At 62.1% G+C, this 20,575-nt stretch carries 16 protein-coding genes, 1 tRNA gene and 1 pseudogene; 11 read left to right on the top strand and 7 right to left on the bottom strand.

Annotation, left to right across the window (positions count from 1 at the left end):
- Positions 1 to 268 precede the first annotated feature (268 nt).
- Complete coding sequence (locus RFM68_RS30045; RefSeq protein WP_320236595.1) at positions 269 to 964, bottom strand: RlmE family RNA methyltransferase; 696 nt, start codon at positions 962 to 964, stop codon at positions 269 to 271.
- 55 nt (positions 965 to 1,019) lie between these two features.
- Positions 1,020 to 2,375 carry a Ppx/GppA phosphatase family protein gene (locus RFM68_RS30040; RefSeq protein WP_320236594.1) on the bottom strand — a complete coding sequence of 452 codons (1,356 nt, stop codon included), beginning with the start codon at positions 2,373 to 2,375 and terminating at the stop codon, positions 1,020 to 1,022.
- A 267-nt stretch (positions 2,376 to 2,642) separates the two neighbouring features.
- On the opposite strand from RFM68_RS30040, the gene RFM68_RS30035 reads away from it, so the two are divergent.
- From RFM68_RS30035 to RFM68_RS30020, 3 genes are all read left to right on the top strand, one after another.
- On the top strand, positions 2,643 to 3,575 hold the full coding sequence (locus RFM68_RS30035) for a lysylphosphatidylglycerol synthase transmembrane domain-containing protein (protein ID WP_320236593.1): 933 nt from the start codon (positions 2,643 to 2,645) through the stop codon (positions 3,573 to 3,575).
- Positions 3,576 to 3,722: 147 nt separating this feature from the next.
- A tRNA-Gln gene (locus tag RFM68_RS30030) sits at positions 3,723 to 3,796 on the top strand.
- A gap of 683 nt (positions 3,797 to 4,479) precedes the next feature.
- Entirely contained in the window at positions 4,480 to 6,507 is a 2,028-nt protein-coding gene (locus tag RFM68_RS30020; RefSeq protein ID WP_320236597.1) for an acyltransferase family protein, read from the top strand.
- A 188-nt stretch (positions 6,508 to 6,695) separates the two neighbouring features.
- On the opposite strand, the gene RFM68_RS30015 is transcribed toward RFM68_RS30020, so the two are convergent.
- The 3 genes and pseudogenes from RFM68_RS30015 to RFM68_RS30005 form a co-directional block, all read right to left on the bottom strand.
- A complete protein-coding gene (locus tag RFM68_RS30015; protein ID WP_320236592.1) occupies positions 6,696 to 7,394 on the bottom strand; it encodes a hypothetical protein in 699 nt (232 codons plus the stop codon).
- The gene (locus tag RFM68_RS30010) at positions 7,391 to 7,999 is read right to left on the bottom strand and encodes a hypothetical protein (protein ID WP_320236591.1); all 609 of its coding nucleotides are present in this window, start codon (positions 7,997 to 7,999) and stop codon (positions 7,391 to 7,393) included. Before RFM68_RS30010 ends, RFM68_RS30015 begins: the two co-directional genes overlap by 4 nt.
- A gap of 242 nt (positions 8,000 to 8,241) precedes the next feature.
- Positions 8,242 to 8,375, bottom strand: a pseudogene (locus RFM68_RS30005) (VOC family protein); the annotation flags it as partial.
- 767 nt (positions 8,376 to 9,142) lie between these two features.
- On the opposite strand from RFM68_RS30005, the gene RFM68_RS30000 reads away from it, so the two are divergent.
- Positions 9,143 to 9,376, top strand: a complete 234-nt coding sequence (locus RFM68_RS30000; protein ID WP_320236590.1) for a hypothetical protein — start codon at positions 9,143 to 9,145, stop codon at positions 9,374 to 9,376.
- A gap of 190 nt (positions 9,377 to 9,566) precedes the next feature.
- Positions 9,567 to 10,115 (top strand): hypothetical protein, encoded by a 549-nt coding sequence (locus RFM68_RS29995; protein WP_320236589.1) that lies wholly within the window; start codon positions 9,567 to 9,569, stop codon positions 10,113 to 10,115.
- Positions 10,116 to 10,919: 804 nt separating this feature from the next.
- On the opposite strand, the gene RFM68_RS29990 is transcribed toward RFM68_RS29995, so the two are convergent.
- Positions 10,920 to 12,353 (bottom strand): aldehyde dehydrogenase family protein, encoded by a 1,434-nt coding sequence (locus RFM68_RS29990; protein WP_320236588.1) that lies wholly within the window; start codon positions 12,351 to 12,353, stop codon positions 10,920 to 10,922.
- Between the two features lie 219 nt (positions 12,354 to 12,572).
- On the opposite strand from RFM68_RS29990, the gene RFM68_RS29985 reads away from it, so the two are divergent.
- Positions 12,573 to 13,634: a YeiH family protein gene (locus RFM68_RS29985; protein WP_320236587.1), complete on the top strand. Its 1,062-nt coding sequence runs from the start codon at positions 12,573 to 12,575 to the stop codon at positions 13,632 to 13,634.
- Between the two features lie 30 nt (positions 13,635 to 13,664).
- Here RFM68_RS29985 and msrC read toward each other — a convergent pair whose 3' ends face one another.
- Positions 13,665 to 14,174, bottom strand: a complete 510-nt coding sequence (gene msrC / locus RFM68_RS29980) for a free L-methionine (R)-S-oxide reductase MsrC (RefSeq protein ID WP_320236586.1) — start codon at positions 14,172 to 14,174, stop codon at positions 13,665 to 13,667.
- A gap of 189 nt (positions 14,175 to 14,363) precedes the next feature.
- Between msrC and RFM68_RS29975 the strand changes: the two genes are divergently transcribed.
- The 5 genes from RFM68_RS29975 to RFM68_RS29955 all read left to right on the top strand — a co-directional run bounded on the left by RFM68_RS29975 (position 14,364) and on the right by RFM68_RS29955 (position 20,560).
- On the top strand, positions 14,364 to 15,263 hold the full coding sequence (locus RFM68_RS29975) for a GlxA family transcriptional regulator (protein ID WP_320236596.1): 900 nt from the start codon (positions 14,364 to 14,366) through the stop codon (positions 15,261 to 15,263).
- Between the two features lie 307 nt (positions 15,264 to 15,570).
- A complete protein-coding gene (locus RFM68_RS29970; RefSeq protein WP_320236585.1) occupies positions 15,571 to 16,875 on the top strand; it encodes a M24 family metallopeptidase in 1,305 nt (434 codons plus the stop codon).
- Positions 16,876 to 17,098: 223 nt separating this feature from the next.
- Entirely contained in the window at positions 17,099 to 17,776 is a 678-nt protein-coding gene (locus RFM68_RS29965) for an isochorismatase family protein (protein WP_320236584.1), read from the top strand.
- A gap of 5 nt (positions 17,777 to 17,781) precedes the next feature.
- Positions 17,782 to 18,744, top strand: coding sequence for an alpha/beta hydrolase (locus RFM68_RS29960; RefSeq protein WP_320236583.1), 963 nt, complete (start codon positions 17,782 to 17,784; stop codon positions 18,742 to 18,744).
- 175 nt (positions 18,745 to 18,919) lie between these two features.
- The gene (locus RFM68_RS29955) at positions 18,920 to 20,560 is read left to right on the top strand and encodes an ABC transporter substrate-binding protein (protein ID WP_320236582.1); all 1,641 of its coding nucleotides are present in this window, start codon (positions 18,920 to 18,922) and stop codon (positions 20,558 to 20,560) included.
- Positions 20,561 to 20,575: the final 15 nt, after the last annotated feature.

Genomic DNA, 20,575 nt, shown 5'->3' with positions numbered 1-20,575 from the left:
GGAGCGCCCGCCAGGCCCGGTCACCTTCTCCAACGGCCTCAAACGTTTCCACGCCATCGCCGAGGGCTTCGCTCTTGCAAATCCCAACTAACCAACCCCCAAAGCAAATGTGTGCGCACGCTAGCCCCTTGTGGGAGAAGGTGGATCGGCGCGTAGCGCCGAGACGGATGAGGGGTGTTCCAGCGCAGTGAGACGCTGGCATTCCCTGGAACACCCCTCATCCGTCGCCTTCGGCGACACCTTCTCCCACAAGGGGAGAAGGGAAAGGCTACCCTTTAAACTCCTTCGCCAGCAGGTACAGTTCCACCGACTCATCGCGCGAGGCCGGGGGTTTGACGTGATGGACCGAGCGGAAGTTCTGCTTCAGGCGCGAAAGCAGCTCGTTCTCGGCGCCGCCCTGAAATGTCTTGGCGAGGAAATGGCCGCCGGGCTTCAGGACGTGCAGCGCGAAATCGGCCGCGACTTCGCACAGATGCATGGTGCGCAGATGATCGGTGCGGCGGTGCCCGGTCGTAGGCGCGGCCATATCGGACAGCACGACGTCGGGCTGGCCGCCGAGCGCCTCGGCAAGTTTCCGCGGCGCCTCGGGGTCGAGGAAATCCATCAGCAGCACGGGCGCGCCCGGAACGGCATCCATTTCCAGATAGTCGATGCCGACGACATGCGGATGCTCCGCCGTGGACTTCGTCCGCGCGGCCGCCACCTGGCACCAACCGCCGGGGGCCGCACCGAGGTCGATGACCTTCATGCCCGGCTTCAGGAGATGGTGCTTGTCGTCGATCTCGATCAGCTTGTAGGCGGCGCGGGAGCGGTAGCCGTCGGCCTTGGAGCGCTGAACATAGGGATCGTTCATGTGCCGCTCGAGCCAGCGGCGCGAGGATTCCTTCAAGCCGCTCTTCTTCTTGATCCTGGTCTTGAGAACGCGAATGCTCCGTGGACCCGGTTTTTCCGGCTTTCGTGTCATCGACGTTCTCTTCTGGGCATGATCTTTTCCAAAAACCGGCTTCCACTTTTTGGGATCATGCGCGGCGCCCGTCGTTGCGCCAGACGCCATCATCGGCCATCAGTTCGCTCAATATCCCCTCGCGCAGGCCGCGGTCGGCGACACGCAGCCGCTCGGACGGCCAAACACCGCGGATCGCTTCCAGGATGGCGCAGCCGGCGAGCACGAGGTCGGCGCGGTCGGCGCCGATGCAAGGGTTGGCGCAACGCTGCTGGAAATCCCAGCCGATCAGCCTCTCGATCATGCGATCGACGCTGTCGCGGTTCATCCACAGCCCGTCGACGCGGCGGCGGTCGTAGCGCTCGAGATCGAGATGCACGCCGGCCAGCGTCGTCACCGTGCCGGAGGTGCCGAGCAGGTGGAAGTTGGGGCTGGCCAGCACATGCGCGAGCCGGTCGCGCCCGTCGAAGACTTTCAGGCGCATAGCCACATCGTCGACCATGGCGGCAAAGGTCTCGCGCGTCACCGTGCGGCCGCCGAAGCGCTCGGCGAGCGACACCACGCCGACGGGAAGTGAGGTCCACGACACGATGTGGTTGGCAAGCCGCGAGGAGCGACGTCCCGTCAGGTCGATCAGCGCGATTTCCGACGAGCCGCCGCCAATGTCGAACAGCACGACGCCTTGCGTGTCGCGCTCGACCAGGGACCCGCAGCCGGAAACGGCAAGGCGGGCCTCGGTCTGGCGGTCGATGATCTCCAGCTTCAGCCCGGCTTCGCGCTCGACCCGTTCGAGGAATTCGACACCGTTGGCGGCGGAACGGCAGGCTTCGGTGGCGATCAGCCTGGCTTTCCTGATCTTGCGGTTGCGCAGCTTCTCGCCGCAGATCTTCAGCGCTTCGACGGCACGATCCATCGCGGCCTGGCTGAGCCGGCCGCTGGCCGTCAGCCCCTCGCCCAGCCTGACGATGCGCGAGAAAGCGTCGATGACGCGGAACTGGCCGTGACGGCCGGGCACCGCGACCAGCAGCCGACAATTGTTGGTGCCGAGATCGAGCGCGGCGAACACCGGCAGTTCCTGCTGCGGCAGACGCGGCGGCGCCTGGAGGGGCGGCCTTGGCTCGCTCTGCGGCGCTGCGGTCTGAGATTGGGTTACGGAGATGGCGGCAGGCGCGGAAGGCGGCACGGCGCCGTTCTCGTCGCGCGCAAACACCTTGCGACCGCGCTTGCGCTTGCGGCGCTTGCGCGTCTTGCCCCTTTGCTGCTCGCCTTGATGGTCGGTCCGGCTCGCGCCAGTTTGTCTTTGGTCGGCATGTCTTTGATGCGCGCCCGCGTGGCGGCTGAAACGCCCCGCGGGCGCGCCTGCCGTTTCCGTCGGCGATGCCCCGGACATGCCCACTGCCGACGCGCCCGCGCCGGTATCGTGGTCTTGCACTTTGGTTCCTTTCGGCGCCGCGCGAACCGGGAACGGACGCAGCAGGCACCTCGATTTGTTTCAAGTTGGCAACAGAGTACCAGTGCGTTTAGCAATCACCAAGAGCGCATGGCCGAATTTCGCTGGCGTCACATTTTGCCAACGTCACGTCGGGGCAATGTCATGCAGGTTGAATAGCCGGCTTCGATCAGGCATGTCTGAAACGACGATATGCGGGCGAAATGGGCCAATCCGGACGAATGAGCTGCAACGCATGATGACGACGCCATGAATTGGAGGCGTTATTTCTGGCCGGTCATAGGCATCGCGGCGGTGGCGTTCTCGCTGTGGCTGCTCATTCATGAACTGCGCGGCATCTCGCTCAACGATGTCTGGACCGGCATCGCCGCCATCCCGCCGCGCGACTGGTTTCTCGCGGCGCTGAGCGCTGTCGTCGCCTATGCCTCGCTCGCCGGCTACGACCACATCGCGCTGCTACATATCGGCAGACGCGTATCGTGGCTCTTCGTCACGCTGTGTTCCTTCACCACCTACGCGGTGTCGCACAATATCGGCGGCTCGGTGTTTTCGGGCGCGGTGATCCGTTACCGTGCCTATGCCACGCGGGGGCTGACCGGCCAGGAGATCGGCGTGCTGGTGGCGATCTGCTGGTTCACCTTCATCCTGTCCAGCGTTTTCCTCGGCGGCCTCGTGCTTTTGCTGGAACCCCAGATCATCGATCGTTTCACGGGCGCGCCGCATCATGGCGCGGCGTTGGCCGCGGGGCTCGCCATGCTTATCCTCGTCGGCGCCTATGCCTTCGGCAGCTGGCTGCGGCTCAGGCCGCTGAAGATCGGCAGCTTCCAGCTGCACTATCCTGCACTGCCGATCGTAGCGCGGCAGTTGCTGATCGGCCCGGTCGAACTGCTGGCCGCCGCCGCGATCATCTATTTTGCCCTGCCCGAGGCCGGCAATCCCGGCTATTTCGTCGTGCTCGGCGTGTTCATGGTGTCGTTCTCGATCGGGCTCTTGTCTCATGCGCCGGGCGCGCTTGGCGTGTTCGAGGTCGTCTTCCTCACCGGCCTATCGGACATGGACCCGGTGGGCGTGCTCGCCGCGCTGCTGGTGTTCCGCCTGTTTTATCTCGTCATTCCGCTCGCGATCGGGCTTTGCGTGGTGCTGTTCTTCGAACACTCGCAATACAGCCGCGGCGGGAGCTGAGGCTTCCGCGCCTGCCCCGCGGCGGAGCCCGGTCAAAAAGGCTGCGATTGAACTCAGCCGCGGGCTTGACTATTTTTTGATGGCGGCTACAAGGCAGCGCTCGCGGCGCACAGCCGCCCGCTTCGCGCGTGACCAGAACGCGCCTGCTGGGGAATAGGTTAACGGTAGACCCACGGACTCTGACTCCGTTAGTCCTGGTTCGAATCCAGGTTCCCCAGCCAAACTGGATGCCCTGTGGACAATTCGCCCTGGCGGCATCGCTCGACACCGCTGCCGCCGCTGATTCTGCAAGTAAGTCAAAAGGCTGCCTGAAGTTTGCGCTCACTTCGCCGCGATCCCATTCGCAGTTCGACAGCACTAATTCAGGAGCCGTTTTTTCTCGTTTTGCGGCCTGTATCGCAGATGGTTGGCTGGCATCACGGGCCAGTTCCAGGAGCCGCAGGCCGTCCTCCATATATGATTCCTGCGCCCTCGCTGTGCCGCTCGACGGCGAAGGCCCATCACGCCTGAGTTTCGGGCAGCTGTGGTGGCCTTGTCGGTGCGCGCAACCTACATGCGCCAGCTTCTCGCACCGCTGGCAGGCATCAACCTGCAGCACGGCTTGCTCAGTCATCGCGCCGAGCTTGTGAAAACGCTGGAGGCAGAGGAAGAATCCATGATATTCGGTTGCGCAACTAAGATGAACTCGGTTGCTTTCTCTCGCACGTGGGGCCGATTGATGGGCCTGCATCGGAAATGTCGTAGCTGAACGCACGGCATTCTCGCGGAGTGGCCTCGCCTTTCGTCAGAAGGTCGAGATCAGTCATCCTGAAGCCATACTGGGCTAATAAACGCCTGCCACCGGCAATATTTCGGAGAATAACGTTTGAATCTCGTTCTCAGGCGTCCATTCGCCCAGGCTTCAATTCACGGGCATGGACAAGCGGGGCTTACTTATCGTGCGGATATTGACGGGCTGCGTGCCTTGGCGGTCGTTCCGGTGTTGCTGTACCATACCGGCATTCCAGGTTTCGGTGGCGGCTTCGTTGGCGTCGACGTGTTCTTCGTCATCTCTGGCTTTCTCATGGCATCGCTGATTTCGGAGGAAATCACTCGCGGCGGTTTCAGCTTGCTGCGTTTTTACGAGCGTCGCATCAGGCGGATCTTTCCGGCGCTCTTTGCAGTTCTGGCGGCCTCGTCCATTGCCGCATGGTTCCTCCTGATGCCCGCCGAACTGGAATACTTCGCCCGCAGCCTGAAGGCCGCAGCATTGTTCACATCGAATATCCAGTTCGAGAAGGAAAGCGGCTATTTCGACATTGGTGCGCAGATGAAGCCGCTGGTGCACACATGGTCGCTTGCGGTCGAGGAACAGTTCTACATTCTGTTTCCGCTGCTGCTGGTCGCAATCAACCGGTTCGCGCGGCGACACACGGTGCCCATCCTGATCGGGTTGCTGATCGTCTCCTTTGTGGCGAGCGCATGGATGGTCTTCCGTTCGCCGGTCGCGGCGTTCTATCTGCTGCAGTTTCGCGCCTGGGAACTGCTGGTTGGCGCGCTGATTGCCTTCGACGCGATACCGACGCCGAAGCGGTCGACCATGCGGGGAGGCTTGGCAGCCGGCGGCATTTTGCTGATCGCCTTAGCCATGTTCGGATTTAATGATCGCACCCTCTTTCCCGGCCCGACGGCCCTGCTGCCCTCCGTTGGCGCCGCGCTGGTGATATATGCACACGACGAGCAAGGGCCGGTCAGCCAATTCCTCCGATCGAAGCCGGTTGTATTCATAGGCTTGATCTCCTACTCGCTTTATCTCTGGCATTGGCCCGTCATCGTGTTCATCCGGGAGATGGCCGGCCGTGAACTATCCTTGCTTGACGGCAGCTTGATCGTCCTGACGTCGCTCGCCATCGCCACTTTTTCGTGGCGGTTTATCGAACAGCCCTTCCGCGGTCGCAATGGCTGGATCGGCCAGCGTTCGCTGTTTGCCGGAGCGGTCTTTATGATTGCGGTAGCCATCAGCTTTGGAAGTCATGTGATCCACGACCAGGGCGCTCCATCCCGTCTTCCTGTTGATGCTCGCAACGTCTACGCCGCGACCTACGATGAAAGCCGGTTCAGCGTTCCGCCCTGTTTCGCCGATTCCGATACAACGGGACCGACCCCGGCCGACATACGCATGGGCAAGCTGTGCCCGCTCGGCATCGAAGGTTCGAACAATCCCGCTTTCCTCGTGTGGGGAGACTCCCACTCCGGCGCAATGGCTCCGGCCATTGATGCAGCCGCCACGCAAACCGGCGTTACTGGTCTCTTTGCCGGACATTCTTCATGTCCGCCTTTGCCAGGCGTTCAGCTCACGCCGCGTGGCGATACCAAACGGTGCGGCGACTTCAATGGAGCAGTGCGCGATCTGATTGCATCCAGGCACATTCCGCTCGTCTTCCTGCTCGCCTACTGGCCCAAATACGTGCACGATGCCGAACTGCCGAACGAGGGTGTTTATTTCGACCCGTCGGTGCCGCCACCGCTTGAAGACAGATCTGCCTCGGTTGTCGAAACGCTCGACCACCTGATGGGGGAGTTGACGCAACAAGGCACCAAGGTTGTTTTGGTCATGGATGTCCCGGAGATGGGACATTATATGCCGGAGGCGGTCGCCAAGGCGATGGTAGCAGGACATTCCACCGATGTGGCCGCTCCATGGGATTATGTCGAAAAGCGGCAGGCGCTTTCGCGTGCGATTTTGGCGCGCCTGGCCGAAAAATACGGTGCAGCCATTGTCGATCCGCTTCAAGCGATCTGCAGCAATGGGCATTGCGATGCAGTTCGAAACGGCTTGCCGATCTATAAGGATGCCGATCACATTACCGCAACCATGGCGAGGAGCCTGAGCTTTCTGTATGTGCCCTTGCTGTCAACGACTCATCAGTCGTCGGCGATGCCCAAGCCCTGAACATCCAGTTGCGTTTGGCGGCCGATTTAAAAGGTTTGGCAGTGCGATGAAGGGCGGGTGAAACCTCAAGTCCTTGGCCGCTGTCGCCGGTTGGCCTCACCATCGTTACGCGCTTTTGGAAAATGCTAAGCAACGCCGTACTGGCTCGAGTATCTGCGCCATTCGCCATCGGCCTGCTGCTGTGGTCGTCATGGCATCTGTCCCTGCCACAAGGGCAATCCAGTTTCTGCCGCGAAGTCTCTATCCTCTGCGTAGATTGGCTCGCCTCTTCTCACCACCCGTCGAAGCAAATCCGCGTCTTCGTCGGCATGATATCGAAAGGCATTTCGGGTGTCGTATCCATGCCCGGCCTGGGACAGGGAAAACCCGCTGACTACAACAGGAGCGAAACCGGCGAAACGCGCCAGCATGATCGCGAAGGCTCCGGTGGAGATTTTCCGGTGCCAGCCGCGGGACACATGATATTTGCCGCTAAGCCGCCAGACGACGTTGGCAAGCTGCCATTTGGTGAGCGCCTGCAACGTGTCAAAACGATAATTGAAGGTGCGACAACCAGCTTTCAGCTTGTCCTCAAAGTCCGGCCAAACCGGGATGATCAGATGTTTTGCCTGCCGTCCTTTTAACAAATCACGCTTGTAAAGATCCTGCTCGCCCTCGCCGACTAAAATGCCGCGGCGGATGAGGGCGATATCAGGAACGGGTAGGCCGAAGGTTTCCGCCAAAAGCTGGGAAGCATTGACGGTCACAAGTGCCCAATCGGCATCATGTCCCTCCGGGACGCGAAAATTCGGCGCCGACCCCATCACCAAGGCGGGACCCGTGACCCTGGGCAAGCGAAGAACTGGCTCTGAGAAGGTTGGCAAGAGCTTCAAAAGCGGCGTTTTCATGCGGGAATCTGAACCGCATGTTCCTCAAAGGCGCTTAGTATGCTCTCTTCTCGGCGCCACAATTCGTCCCATTGCGTGGCGCCGGACCAGCCCGAAAACCAAGGACCGCCGAGCGTGTAGTGCGCCAGCGAGACATCGGCGGGGTCGAGTTCCGAAGCCGAAGCCCCTACGAGGTAGTTCCATGACAAAGGCAATTCCCCGATCTCATGGTCCTCAAGCCATTTGAAGGCGTGAAGGTCACGTCCAGGCCACGTATTGAGCATCTCGTTGGTCAGCCGTTTGTTGGAGGGATGATCTAGATTCCACAGAACGACCGACGACCAGTTTTTGCGGCGATAGAACGTCTGCGTTTGTCCGTCCATCTTGACCGCTTCGGATTCCCGTTGCTGGTGCTTAACCGCCATAATCGCATAGGAAGGATCGACTAGGTCGAGCAGCTTGGCTGGATCCTTCAGAAACAGGACGTCACAATCGCAGAACATGGCCCAGCCGCCTTGCCTCATAAACGGAACGGCAAAGCGGGATATGGCAAACTCGGTCGCCATCGGTGCCTCGGAAATCGGGCACCAGAGCTTACCATCACGCACCACCATCGGTCGCTTCATGATTCCTTGAGTTTCAAGGTCTTTGAGCACGAGTGGTAGTATCTGCAACGGCGTGCTTGTCCGCCGATAGGCGCTCCATCGCGCTACGTCTAGAACTCGGGCTTCGCGTGGATCATACCCAATGTAGATTGGTATCACGTGGCTACTCTATAGTTTGGCGCTAGCTTACTCTAATCAAGCATGGCAGCGCTGCAGGCGGAAGACCCGAAGTTCAGCGGATCACTTTGTCGCGGTGGCGACCGTGCACGGTGAACGGCATCCATTGCGCTATCGGGACAGGTCTCGACGTAGAAGCGGGCCGCAGCCTCCGCGTCTTGTCGTACCAGAGGCAAATCGCATTCTTTGGCGTTGCGTGTTCCTTTTGATCTGAAGCCAGGATTCCGTCCTTGTTTCCCACCCACGGCGAGTGGGGAAAGACGGTAGCGCTCTCCTGAATTGCCCCCCCGGTGGCGAGCGAACGGGCGCTGGGATCAAGCTATGCCACAGGTCGTCCCGATATTCGGACCTCTTCCACAACGCGCTCGCAATTCCGGCTGGGAGTTCGAGGCAGAAAGTTCGAAAAGCTTCCAAGAACCCCAGCCAAGAAGTTTTCTCAGGATCCACAACTCGATTCGAGTTGCACTACGGACGCTTCGGATTCGGGCCGCGTCACGTTGCATCGTGATCGCTTACTCGGAGCTCTTCACGGCCAAGTGCCGGTGCCGTTCGAAGATTGCCGCCTTGTTCCCGTAGGTCATGCGGACTTGGGTTTGGCAAGCATCGCACCTGAAAGTTCTGACGCTCTTGATCCAGGAGCCCTTCCTGACGATCGTTTCAGAACAGTACCGGCATTGAAACGCGAGGTTCTTGTCGTGCAGGTCGGTCGATAGAGGCATCGTCATCCCTCCTGATCAAGAAGGCGATGTGACACCCCCTTTCGCATACAAATTATACAAAACGCAGCATTGAACTGTGAGCGAGATCACCCGCGCAGGTTTAGCCCTTCACTACTGGCCAGTTCCCCTTCACGCGCACCTATATTAGCGATCAACGATATATTAACGGCTATGGCGCAGCCTTCCTGGACCGGGGCGAGAGCCGCCCCCTGATCGACGACCCGGCCATCTATGTGCCGAGACGCCCGACCGGTGCGGAGCTAAACGCATGAGTGTCGAAACAGCGCTGGCGCAGTTGTTGCGCATGCTTCAAAATCGAGCCCTGAATCTGGCAAGATTGCCAGACGATGAAAGAGACCTGTACTATGAGCGCATCCGGCGTTCATGCTGCGGGGCTGCCGAATACATTGGCCAGAGCCCCGACGATGCAGCCATCACGGCAAACAGCATGGTCGAATTTACTCGGGCAATGGTCGGGATCATCGAGGCAAGGCACGGGTAAGACGGTACAGTCGCCACGCGCACAATCAGTTCCCCGACACGTTCGCCCTGCGGGCGAGGCTGAGATCGCAGAGCAAGGTCGGACGGATGAATCGCCGGCTGGTCTCCTTCATAGCGGGCATTACAGCAATTTTTCCCAAGACCCGGAACCCGCAACACTGCAACGGTTGCGGCGGCGATGTTCCAGCGTCTTGTCGCTGCCCGGTTATCCCTTGGTGAAAATCATGAAGAGCACAATGTCCCCGTTCCTTGCCGCTCTCGGATCTGAAGGTCCCTCCGCAGACCGGGCGAAGGACATGGACCTCTATGCATGGCTAATCGGAAGTTGGGGGATGGACACGCTGCACCACCTCGACGACGGCACAATCCAGAAATGGGACGGAGAATGCCATTTCGGCTGGGTGCTCGAAGGCCGCGCGATTCAGGACCTCTGGATCAGGCCCAAACGCCCTGCCCCGTCAACCATGTACGGCACGACCTTGCGCATCTTCGATCCCAGGATCGGTGGCTGGTACATCATCTGGAGCGATCCGCTCAACCAGGATTACGCGCGCCAGATTGGGCGGGCAGAAGGCAAGGACATCGTCCAGATCGGAGCGGATTCGCGCGGCCTGCAAACGCGATGGCGCTTCACTGCGATCACGGCCGACAGCTTCCATTGGATCGGCGAGGAACGATCCGCCGAGAGCGACCCCTGGCGCATAACCTATGAACACTTCGCGCGGCGGACAATTTCCTAGAGCGCTGCAGGCACAACCCGGGCCAAGGGCAAGTCGGCGGCCGCCAGGGCATCGCAGCCGACGGCTGCGACGCATTTTATTAGCGTTAACTAATCATAGACCGCGCTGTCCTATTCTGAAACAGCGCGGTCTACTGCCACACAGGACCGTGCAGGCGGCTCTAGCCCAACGCACCCCCGCACCCAGCTGGAGCCGCCACCCTCACCATACCCGGCAGGGTTGAATTAACCCTTACCAAGCATCCTTTCTGATGCGTTTCTCGGAAAATTCGCTTTGCAGACAAACGCTTGATCGGCCCGCCACAGCGTTTGACCAGAAGCCCGGCCTGATCGGACATCCGTTGCCACGAACACTCTCGTTACAGTGTGTTTGCTCCGCAGTCGCAGAACTGAAACAATGCTACTTTAGCGTGTTGCAAGTAGGTCCATAGCGAGGGGGTGGCCAATGTCGATACCTCAAGGTCTGAGTGACGCAGATCTCAAATTTGAATGTCCAAGATGCCAACATCCGATTGTCCGGAAAGGCTCTTGGTTCAAGTCCATAGCCACATTCAGATGCCCGGGTTGTCAAACGGCGTTGCGACTTGGATATCCGGCAAAGCTCCGATTGTTCGAAAAACACGCGCATTCAATCAGCCCTGATTAGGCCGGCTCAATAAATGCGCGTCACCTCATCGAGGCCAAGCGACGGCCCCTTTTCGAACATCCGAGCCAATTCGCGAGCGACCGGTTCAAAAAAGAGCGGTTGAACCACGCTCTTTTTTATACTTCAGCGCCGACACTTGCCGGTTGAAACAGATGAGTCCTACTCCGCCGCCTCATATCCCGCGATGCCTTTGATCTCGAGGAAATCCTCCAGACCGTATTCGGCATATTCGCGACCGTTGCCGGACTGCTTGTAGCCGCCGAAGGGCAGGCCCGCGTCCCAGGTCGGGTAGTTGATGTAGACATTGCCGGAACGCATGCGGGCGGCCGCCTGCCGAGCCTTCTCGATGTCCCTGGCCTGGATGTAGGAGGCCAGGCCGAAGACCGTGTCGTTGGCCTGCTCGACCGCCTGCTCGACCGTGTCATAAGGCATGATCGACAGCACCGGCCCGAAAATCTCTTCGGTGGCGATGCGCATGTCATGCGTGACATCGGCGAACACGGTCGGGCGGACATAGTAGCCACGGTTGAGCTCCGCCGGACGGCCGGGGCCGCCGGTCACCAGCGTCGCGCCCTCGTCGATGCCGCTCTGGATCAGACCCTGGATCTTGTCGAACTGGAGTTGGCTGACCACCGGGCCGAGCTTGGAGCCGGGTGCGTCGGCCGGACCGACGGTGAATTTCTCCGCCGCCGTCTTGGCATAGGCCGCCGCCTCGTCGTGACGGTCGCGCGGCACGAACATGCGGGTCGGCGCGTTGCAGGACTGGCCGCTGTTGCCGAAGCAGCCGGCGACGCCCTTGGTGACAGCCCGCTCCAGATCGACATCGGGGAACAGGATGTTGGCCGACTTGCCGCCGAGTTCCTGATGCACGCGCTTGACCGTATCGGCGGCGGCCTTGGCGACCAGGATGCCGGCGCGGGTCGAACCGGTGAAGGACATCATGTCGACATCCGGATGGCTGGCCAGAGCCTGGCCGACGGTCGGGCCGTCGCCGTTGACGAGGTTGAAGACGCCCTTCGGCACGCCGGCCTCGTCGATGATCTCGGCAAAGATGATGGCGTCGAGCGGCGCGATCTCGGACGGCTTCAGCACCATGGTGCAGCCGGCGGCAAGCGCGGGACCGACCTTGCAGGTGATCTGATTGAGCGGCCAGTTCCAGGGCGTGATCAGGCCGACGACGCCGATCGGCTCCTTGACGATCAGCGAGGAGCCTTTGACGTGGCGGAACTGGAAGCTCTTCAGCACCTCGGCCATCTTTTCCAGATGCGCCTGGCCGACGCCGACCTGGCTGTCCAGCGCCATCTGGCGCGGCGCGCCCATCTCGCGCGAGACGGCGAGCGCCAGGTCCTTGCTGCGCTTCTTGTAGATTTCGATGACGCGGTTGAGGATGTCGAGACGCTCCTCGACCGAGGTGAAGCCGAAAGTGGCGAAGGCACGCTTGGCCGCTGCCACGGCCTTGTCGACATCGGCCTTGGAACCGAGCGAAATCTGCGCGAAGGCGTCCTCGCTGGAGGGATCGATGACGTCGGAATTGTTCGGTACCACGGGATCGACCCAAGAGCCGTCGATATAGAACTGCAGATTGTGGGACATGGATTCGCTCCTTGCGGGCCGCCGTTTCGCTGATGTGGTGAGGTGACCGTCGTATATCGTTAGGGATAACGATGCGGCATGTGCTCTGTCAAACGCAAGCGCGGCCGATCGAGCCAGGTCTTATCGTTCGTAAAAATCGATCATTATAACTCGAATAATTCGTTGGAAAGATTGGTCCTGGAATGGCATTTCCGCGGCGAGAGCGCCTGGAGAATTCAATTGTCTTTCCTGCCCGTCATCGCGAACGATCTTCCAAATAGCCTGAACTTGGCCGATGCCGAGCGCAAGCGCCCTGCCCTGACCTCGATCTCAACCGGCGTTGTGCCGGGACTGGTCCTGGTGGCGATGATCACCAGCGTCGCCTATTCGGCGCGCGGCTTCTCCGGCCTCACCCTGTTCAGCCCGATGATTCTCGCCGTCGTCGCCGGCATGATCTATTCCAACGTGCTTGGCCTTCCCGCCCATGCCAAGGCCGGCATCGCCTTTTCGCAAAAGCGCCTGCTGCGCTTCGCCATCGTGCTGCTCGGCTTCCAGCTCACGCTCGGCCAGGTGGCCGGCATCGGCTTCGGCGGCGTCGGCATCGTCGCGGCCACGCTGGGCGCCACCTTCCTCTTCACCGTCACGCTCGGCCGGCTCATTGGCGTCGACGCCAAGCTGGCGCAGCTGATAGCCGCCGGCTCCTCGATCTGCGGCGCCTCGGCGATCGTCGCCACCAACATCGTCACCGACGCCCGCGACGAGGACGTGACCTATGCCGTCGCCGCCATCACGCTGTTCGGCACCGTCGCCATGCTCGGCTTCCCGCTGCTCGCACCGACCTTCGGGCTCGACCAGCACGCATTCGGCCTGTGGGCCGGCGCCTCCATCCATGAAGTGGCGCAGGTGATCGGCGCAGGCTTCCAGAACGGCACGCAGGCCGGCGAGACCGCGACCGTCGCCAAGCTGACGCGCGTCGCGATGCTGGCGCCCATGGTCATCGCGCTCGGCCTGATGGCGCGCCGCGGCAGCACCGAGGCTTCCGGCGCCAAGCCGCCGATGCCCTGGTTCGTCGTCGCTTTCGTTGCGGTCGTAGCGCTGAACAGCCTGGTCGCAATCCCCACGCAGGCCCATTCAGCGATCGGCTTGGCCGCGCAGGTCATGCTCACCATGGGGCTCGCCGCCATGGGCCTCCAGGCCGACATTTCTGAGCTGCGCTCGCGCGGCCTGCGGCCGCTGATGCTGGCCTTCTCGGCTTTCATCTTCATCGCGGCCTTCAGCCTGACGCTGGTGAAGTTCGCCTGAGGTTCGGGTAAGGCCGACCCCACTCAATCCTTAACCTTCGTCATCGCCCTCGAACGAGCTTGCCGCGACATATATCGCGGCAAGCTTCTCGATACCGGCCTGGTCGTCCTTGTCGAAGCGGCCGGGCAGCGGGCTGTCGAGGTCAAGCACGCCGAACGCGCCATCGGCATCGCGCAAAAGCACGACCAGTTCCGAGCGCGAGTCGGCATCGCAGGCGATGTGGCCGGGAAATTCATGCACATCCTTGACCAGCATCGACATGTCGAGCTCGATGGCCTTGCCGCACACACCCTTGCCGACGGCGATGCGCACGCAGGCCGGCTTGCCCTGGAAGGGCCCGAGCACCAACTCGTCGTCCGAAGCGAGGAAATAGAAGCCGGCCCAGTTGAGGTCGGGCACCATCTGGTAGATCAGCGCCGCGGTGTTGGCGGCATTGGCGATGGAATCGCCCTCACCTTCCAGCAATGCTTTCAGTTGCGTGGCCAACTCCTTGTAGAAGGCCGGCTTGTTGCTTGTGTCGATGGCGGTTGCGGCAAACATCGTGTTGTCTCTCCATTGCAAGGGCGCTGACACGCCCGCTAGAGTCCCGCTCTCTCTGACATCAATGCAGCGCCTGGGAAATACACAATCGTGAGTGCCGCCCTAGCCAACCGAACACGCGAGCGCGCCCAAGAGGAGGCACGCCAAGCGCCCCTCACCTTCGCGGTGCTGGTCTTTCCCGGCTTTCCGATGATGGCCTTCTCGTCGGTGATCGAACCGCTGCGCGGCGCCAATGTGCTCGCCAGGCGCGAATATTATCGCTGGGTGATCGTGGGCGCCGATCAAGGCACGGTCGAGGCCTCCAACGGCGTCGTCATCCAGCCCGGCTTTTGCGCCGCTGACGCGCCGAAGGTCGATCGCATCGTGGTGTGCTCCGGCGGCGATGCCGACCATGTCGTGGCCGACGAGGCGATGAGCTGGATCCGCAAAAGCCTGCGCGGCGGCGCGCATATCGGCGCCGTGGCGGACGCGGCGTTCTTTCTCGCCCGCGCCGGCTTGCTCGACGGCCATGCCTGCACCTTGCACTGGACCAGCCAGGCCGCCTTCACCGAGGCCTTTCCGGACATCGAGCTTCGGCGCGACCTCTTCGTCATCGACCGCAAGCGCTTTACGTCCGCCGGCGGCGTCGGCAGCCTCGACATGATGCTGGAAATCATCACTCGGGATTATGGCGCTGAGCTGGCGGCCGGTGTCGCCGAGTGGTTCGTGCACAGCCCCTTGCGGTCCAGCGTCGACCGCAAGCTGATGCCGCTCAGGCTGCGCACCGGTGTCCAGAACGAGCTGGTCCTGTCGGCCATCGCCATCATGGAGGACGCGGTGGAGGAGCGGCTCGGCATGGCCGAGCTGGCGGAACGGCTGGGCGTGTCGTCCGACAAGCTCGAGCGCAATTTCCGCGCCGAACTGGATATCTCGCCCAACGGCTATTACCGGCGGCTCAGGCTGAAGCGCGCCGCCGACCTCCTGGCGCATTCGACGCTGATGGTGCGCGACGTGGCGCTGGCGTGCGGGTTCGCGTCGATGTCGAGCTTCGCCCGGGCTTTTCGCGAGGAGCACGGGCATGCGCCCAAGGCGATGCGGAGGCAGGTCTAGCGGTGCTGCTCCACGTTCCTTCGTCATCCTAGGGTAAAGCGACGCGCAGCGGAGCGCAGACCCTAGGATCCATGCCGTGACCTGAGAGTGTCTCGGTGGTGCAGAACTGGCAGCGCTGCGCAGCGAGGATTTTCTGCACCCTTGCATTCTCCGGCTAAAGTAACGGCATGGATTCTAGGGTCTGCGCGCGTCGCTTCGCTCCCTAGAATGACGACGTCATCAGCGCGGCATCTGGCACAACATCTGCGGGATTTCGCACAGCGATCTTCTAGCGCCCGGCTATCTTCACCGGAACAGGAGGCCTCCTATGAGCATCGTCGTTTTCGATCCGGACAGCACCGAGGATGTTGACTTCAAGGACCGCATGCGCCATCCGGCCGCGGCCGATCCTGCCGGCGGCATGTGGCTCTCCGACACCGAGCCGTCCTTCATCGATGCCGACGCCCTGCGCAAAGGGCGGCTGGCCAAGCTACGCGGCTGGATGCGCGAGGCGGGCTATGGCGGCGTCGTTTTGTTTGACCCTTACAACCAGCGCTATGCCACCGGCTCGCGCAACATGTTCGGTTATTTCCTGCGCAACTCGACCCGCTATTTCTTCATTCCGACCGAAGGCCCGATCGTGCTGTTCGAGTACCCGCAGAGCTACCATGTCTCGATGGTGCTCGACACGATCGACGAGGCGCGGCCGTCCAAGCTCGTCTGGTCATCGGTGTCGGGCCGCGACGACGAGACCGCCGGGCCGTTCGCCGACGAGATCAGCGAGCTTTTGAAGAAGCATGGCGGCGGCTCGATGAAGATTGGCCTCGACCGCTGCAGCCATCTGCAGGCACTGGCGTTGGAAAGGCGCGGCTGCGAGGTCAAGGATTGCCAGGGCGAGATCCTCGCTGTCCGCGCGGTGAAAACGCCCGAGGAAGTGAAATGCCTGCTGGCGTCGATGGCGGGCGCTGAAGCCGCGGTGGCCGCGGTGCGCGAGGCGATCAAGCCCGGCGTTTCCGAAAACGAACTCTTCGCCATCATGTATGGCGAGGTCATCCGCCAGGGCGGCGAGTTCATCGAGACGCGGCTCTTGACCTCGGGCCAGCGCACCAATCCGTGGTTCAACGAGGCCAGCGGCCGCAAGATCCGTCCGGGCGAACTGCTGGCGCTCGATACCGACACGATCGGCTGTTACGGCTATTATTCCGACTTCTCGCGCACCTTCCGCTGCGGTCCCGGCAAACCGACGCCCTACCAGAAATCGCTCTACCGCATGGCGCACGATCAGGTTCAGCACAATATCGGGATCGTGAAGCCCGGCATGGCCTTCCGCGAGATCGCCGAGAAGGCGTGGAAGATCCCGGACCGCTTCGTCGACCAGCGCTACACCTCGGTGATGCACGGCGTCGGCATGCATGGCGAAACGCCTTTTATCGCGCACGCGATGGACTACGAGACCTATGGCCGCGACGGCATCATCGTGCCGGGCATGGTGGTCAGCGTCGAAAGCTATATCGGTGAGAAAGGCGGCCGCGAAGGCGTCAAGCTGGAGGATGAGATCCTGATCACCGAGACAGGTACAGAACTGCTCTCGCGTTTCCCGTATGAGGATGAGTTTCTGGAGCCACAGGTTTGAATCGCGCCTCTACCACCTGCATCCGCGCAGTCGTCATTCTAGGGCGAAGCAAGGAGCGGAGCGACGCGGCGCAGACCCTAGAATCCATGCCGTTCCGTCTCCGCTTCGCTACGGTGCGAAATTCTGTTAGGCAGCGATCGACGACCAAAGTAACGGCATGGATTCCAGGGTCGTCGCGACGCCGCTACGCGGCTGCTTCGCCCTGGAATGACGAAGGCATTGCATGAAAACGCCCATTTCCATCCGGCGCGGCACCGTGGCTGCGGTGTTCGTCGATCTCCAGGAGGAGCATCGCAAGGACAAACGCTATCTGGTCGAGGGTTTTGCCGACATTCTCGCCAATGTCCAACGCCTGCAGGAGGCGGCGCGGCGCAATTTCGTGCCGCTCCACCACTGGGCCTATATCGTCGATCTCGCCGAGGCGCGGCCATTCCACCCCGTGGACGACAGCGGCAAGTCGGCCTTCTCCGACAAGAACGATCCGCTGACGGCGATCTGCCATGAGGTGGCGCCGCAGGACGGCGAAGCCATGCTGGTCAAGCAGGAAGCCAGTGCCTTCGGCAAGAACGATTTTGGCGACAAGCTCAAGGCAGCCGGCATCGAATGGCTGGTCATCGCCGGCGTGTGGACAGAGGCCTGCATCGACGCCACGGTGAAGGACGCGGTGGCGCGCGGTTTCCGGGTCCTGCTGGTCAAGGACGCCTGCGGCAGCGCGAGCGCCGCCATGCACCAGACCGGCATCCTCAACCTCGCCAACCGGCTCTATGGCGGCGCCGTCACCAACACGCTCGACGCCTGCCGGCTGATGGCCGGCGACACCGTGAATGTGTGGCAGATCGAGGGCTCGGTGCCGCTGCGCTTCACCTTCGAGAATGCCGCGCAGCTCTACGCCGAGCTCTGACGGCCGTGGCCGGCGATCCAACCGATCCCGCGAACCGCGGCAAATATGCCGACCGGCTCGATCCGGAACTCTGGAACTATGTCGACAAGATCAACAGCTGGTACCCGCCGGAAATCGTGGCCGCGCCGATCGCGGAGCAGCGCGCGGTCTATAACCGGATGTGCGTGGCGTTTCACCAAGGTCATCCGGGAGGTGTGACGACCAGCGACGGCGTCGTCACGACGGCAGCGCATGCGATCCCGGTCCGCCGCTACCGCATGGCGAACCGGATCGCGGCGGCGGTCGTCGTCTATTATCACGGCGGCGGTTTTGTCCTCGGCGACCTTAACAGCCACGACGACATCTGCGCGGAAATCTGCGCCGGAACCGGCTTCGAGGTGATCTCGGCTGATTACCGGCTGGCGCCGGAGCATCCGCATCCAGCTTCCTTCGACGATGCGCTGGCCGTGTTCGAATGGGTCACGGTATCGAGCACGCAGCCGATCGTGCTTTGCGGCGAAAGCGCCGGCGGCAACCTCGCTGCCGCTGTGGCGCAAGCGACGCGGCATCATGCGCGGCACGCCATCGGCCAGATGCTGATCTATCCCGGGCTGGGCGGCGACGAGAGTGGCGGTTCCTACATCAAGCACGCCGAGGCGCCGCTGCTGACGCTCGCCGACATCGAGTTCTATCGGCGCGTCCGTTCGGCGCCCGGGCAGTCGCCCGACGACCCCACTTTCTCACCACTCAGGGATCGCGACCTTTCCGGCCTGCCGCCGACGGTGATCGTCACCGCCGAGTGCGATCCGCTGTCGTCGGACGGCGAGGCCTATCGCGACCGCATCCTCGCCGCAGGCGGGCGCGCCTGGTGGCGCGAGGAACCACGGCTGGTGCACAGTTTTTTGCGAGCACGCGCGACCGTGCCAAGGGTCGCCGAAGCGTTTGCGAGAATTATTGCGGATATCGACGCGCTCGGACGCCAGCGATGAAGCGCTAATCCCCCCTCGAGGCTGTACCTGCTTCCTGCGGAACAGCGCACAAGAACTGCGGAAAACCAGACATTTCGCTGCGGCAAGCGGACCTATCATCCTTTCGCAGGCAACGGCGCGGTCGCATCCGCCCTGTATCTGGCGACACCGGGCGCCCAACCAAGAGGGAACGACGATGAAATTCATGCTGACCGACAGAAAACTGCACCCGCAGGCCAAGCCAATCGCCGACGATTTCAAGAAGGGCGCGATCAGCCGGCGCGAATATCTGGCGCTGATGGCCGGCTTCGGCGTCAGCGCCGCCGGGGCGCTGGCGCTGGGCGGGATAGCGCCCTCGCCGGCCCGCGCTGCCGAGCCGAAGCGCGGCGGCACACTGCGCGTGGCGATGAACGTCAAGGGCTTCAAGGATCCGCGTACCTTCGACGGCGTCGAGATGTCGAATGTCGCTCGCCAATGCAATGAATATCTGGTGCGCTGGAACACCGACTTTTCCTTCGAGCCGTGGCTGCTGGAAAGCTGGGAAACCAGCGACGACGCCAGCACGATCACGCTGCATGTGCGCAAGGGCATCGCCTGGTCGAACGGCGACACTTTCAATGCCGACGACGTGATCCACAACCTCAACCGCTGGTGCGATGCCTCGGTCGCCGGCAATTCGGTCGCCGCGCGCATGGGCGCGCTGGTCAATGCCGACACCAAGAAGCCGGTCGATGGCGGCATCCAGAAGGTCGATGATCATACCGTCAAGATCAACCTGCCGAAGCCCGACATCTCGCTGATCGCCGGCATGGCCGACTATCCGGCGCTGATCATGCACCGCTCCTACGAGGGCGATGGCGACCCGAAGAAGGCCCTGGCCATCACCACCGGCCCGTGCGAGCTGGTGAGCTGGGACGCCGAGACCGGTGCCGAGGTGAAGCGCAAGGACAAGCCGTGGTGGAAGGGCGAGTTCTATCTCGACGGCATCAAATGGGTCGACTACGGCTCCGACCCCAACGCCATGCTGTCGGCCTTCGAATCCGGCGAGATCGACACCGACCACGAGACCGTGTCGGATACCGTGTCGCAAACCGAGAAGATGGGCCTGCAGAATTCGGAAATCGCCACCGGCTCGACCATCGTCGCGCGCTTCAATGTCTCCAACGCGCCCTATGACGACGTCAAGGTGCGCCGCGCCGCCCAGCTTGCCGTCGACAATTCGGCCGTACTGAAGCTCGGCCTCGACGGTCGCGGAAAACCCGCCGACAACCACCATGTCGGCCCGATGCATCCGGAATTCGCCGATATCGGCCCAGCCAAGCGCGACGTCGATCAGGCCAAGAAGCTGATCTCGGAAGCCGGCAAGGCCGACCACGAATATGAGCTGATCTCGGTCGACCTCGAATGGCAAAAGAGCACTGCCGACGCGATCGCGGCGCAGATCCGTGAGGCGGGCCTGAAGATCAAGCGCACGGTGCTGCCAGCCGCGACCTTCTGGAACGACTGGGCCAAATTCCCCTATTCGTGCACCGAGTGGCTCGGCCGCCCGCTCGGCGTCCAGGTGCTGGCGCTTGCCTACAAATCGGGCGGCGCCTGGAACGAAAGCGCCTATGCGAACAAGGAGTTCGACGAGCTTCTCGACAAGGCGCTGGCGACGCCCGATGCGGCGGCGCGCAAGCAGATCATGGCCAAGATCGAGACGAATCTGCGCGACTCCGGCATCATCATCCAGCCCTACTGGCGATCGGTCTACCGCACCTACCGCAAGGGTGTGCAGGGCTGCGTCCAGCACCAGGCGCTCGAGCAGCATTTCGAGAAAGTCTGGCTGGAGTCCTGATCCTCCCAGGATGCG

The sequence above is a fragment of the Mesorhizobium montanum genome, from assembly GCF_033977145.1.
GTDB lineage: Bacteria > Pseudomonadota > Alphaproteobacteria > Rhizobiales > Rhizobiaceae > Mesorhizobium > Mesorhizobium montanum.
This window is presented reverse-complemented; position numbering and strand designations above follow the sequence as displayed.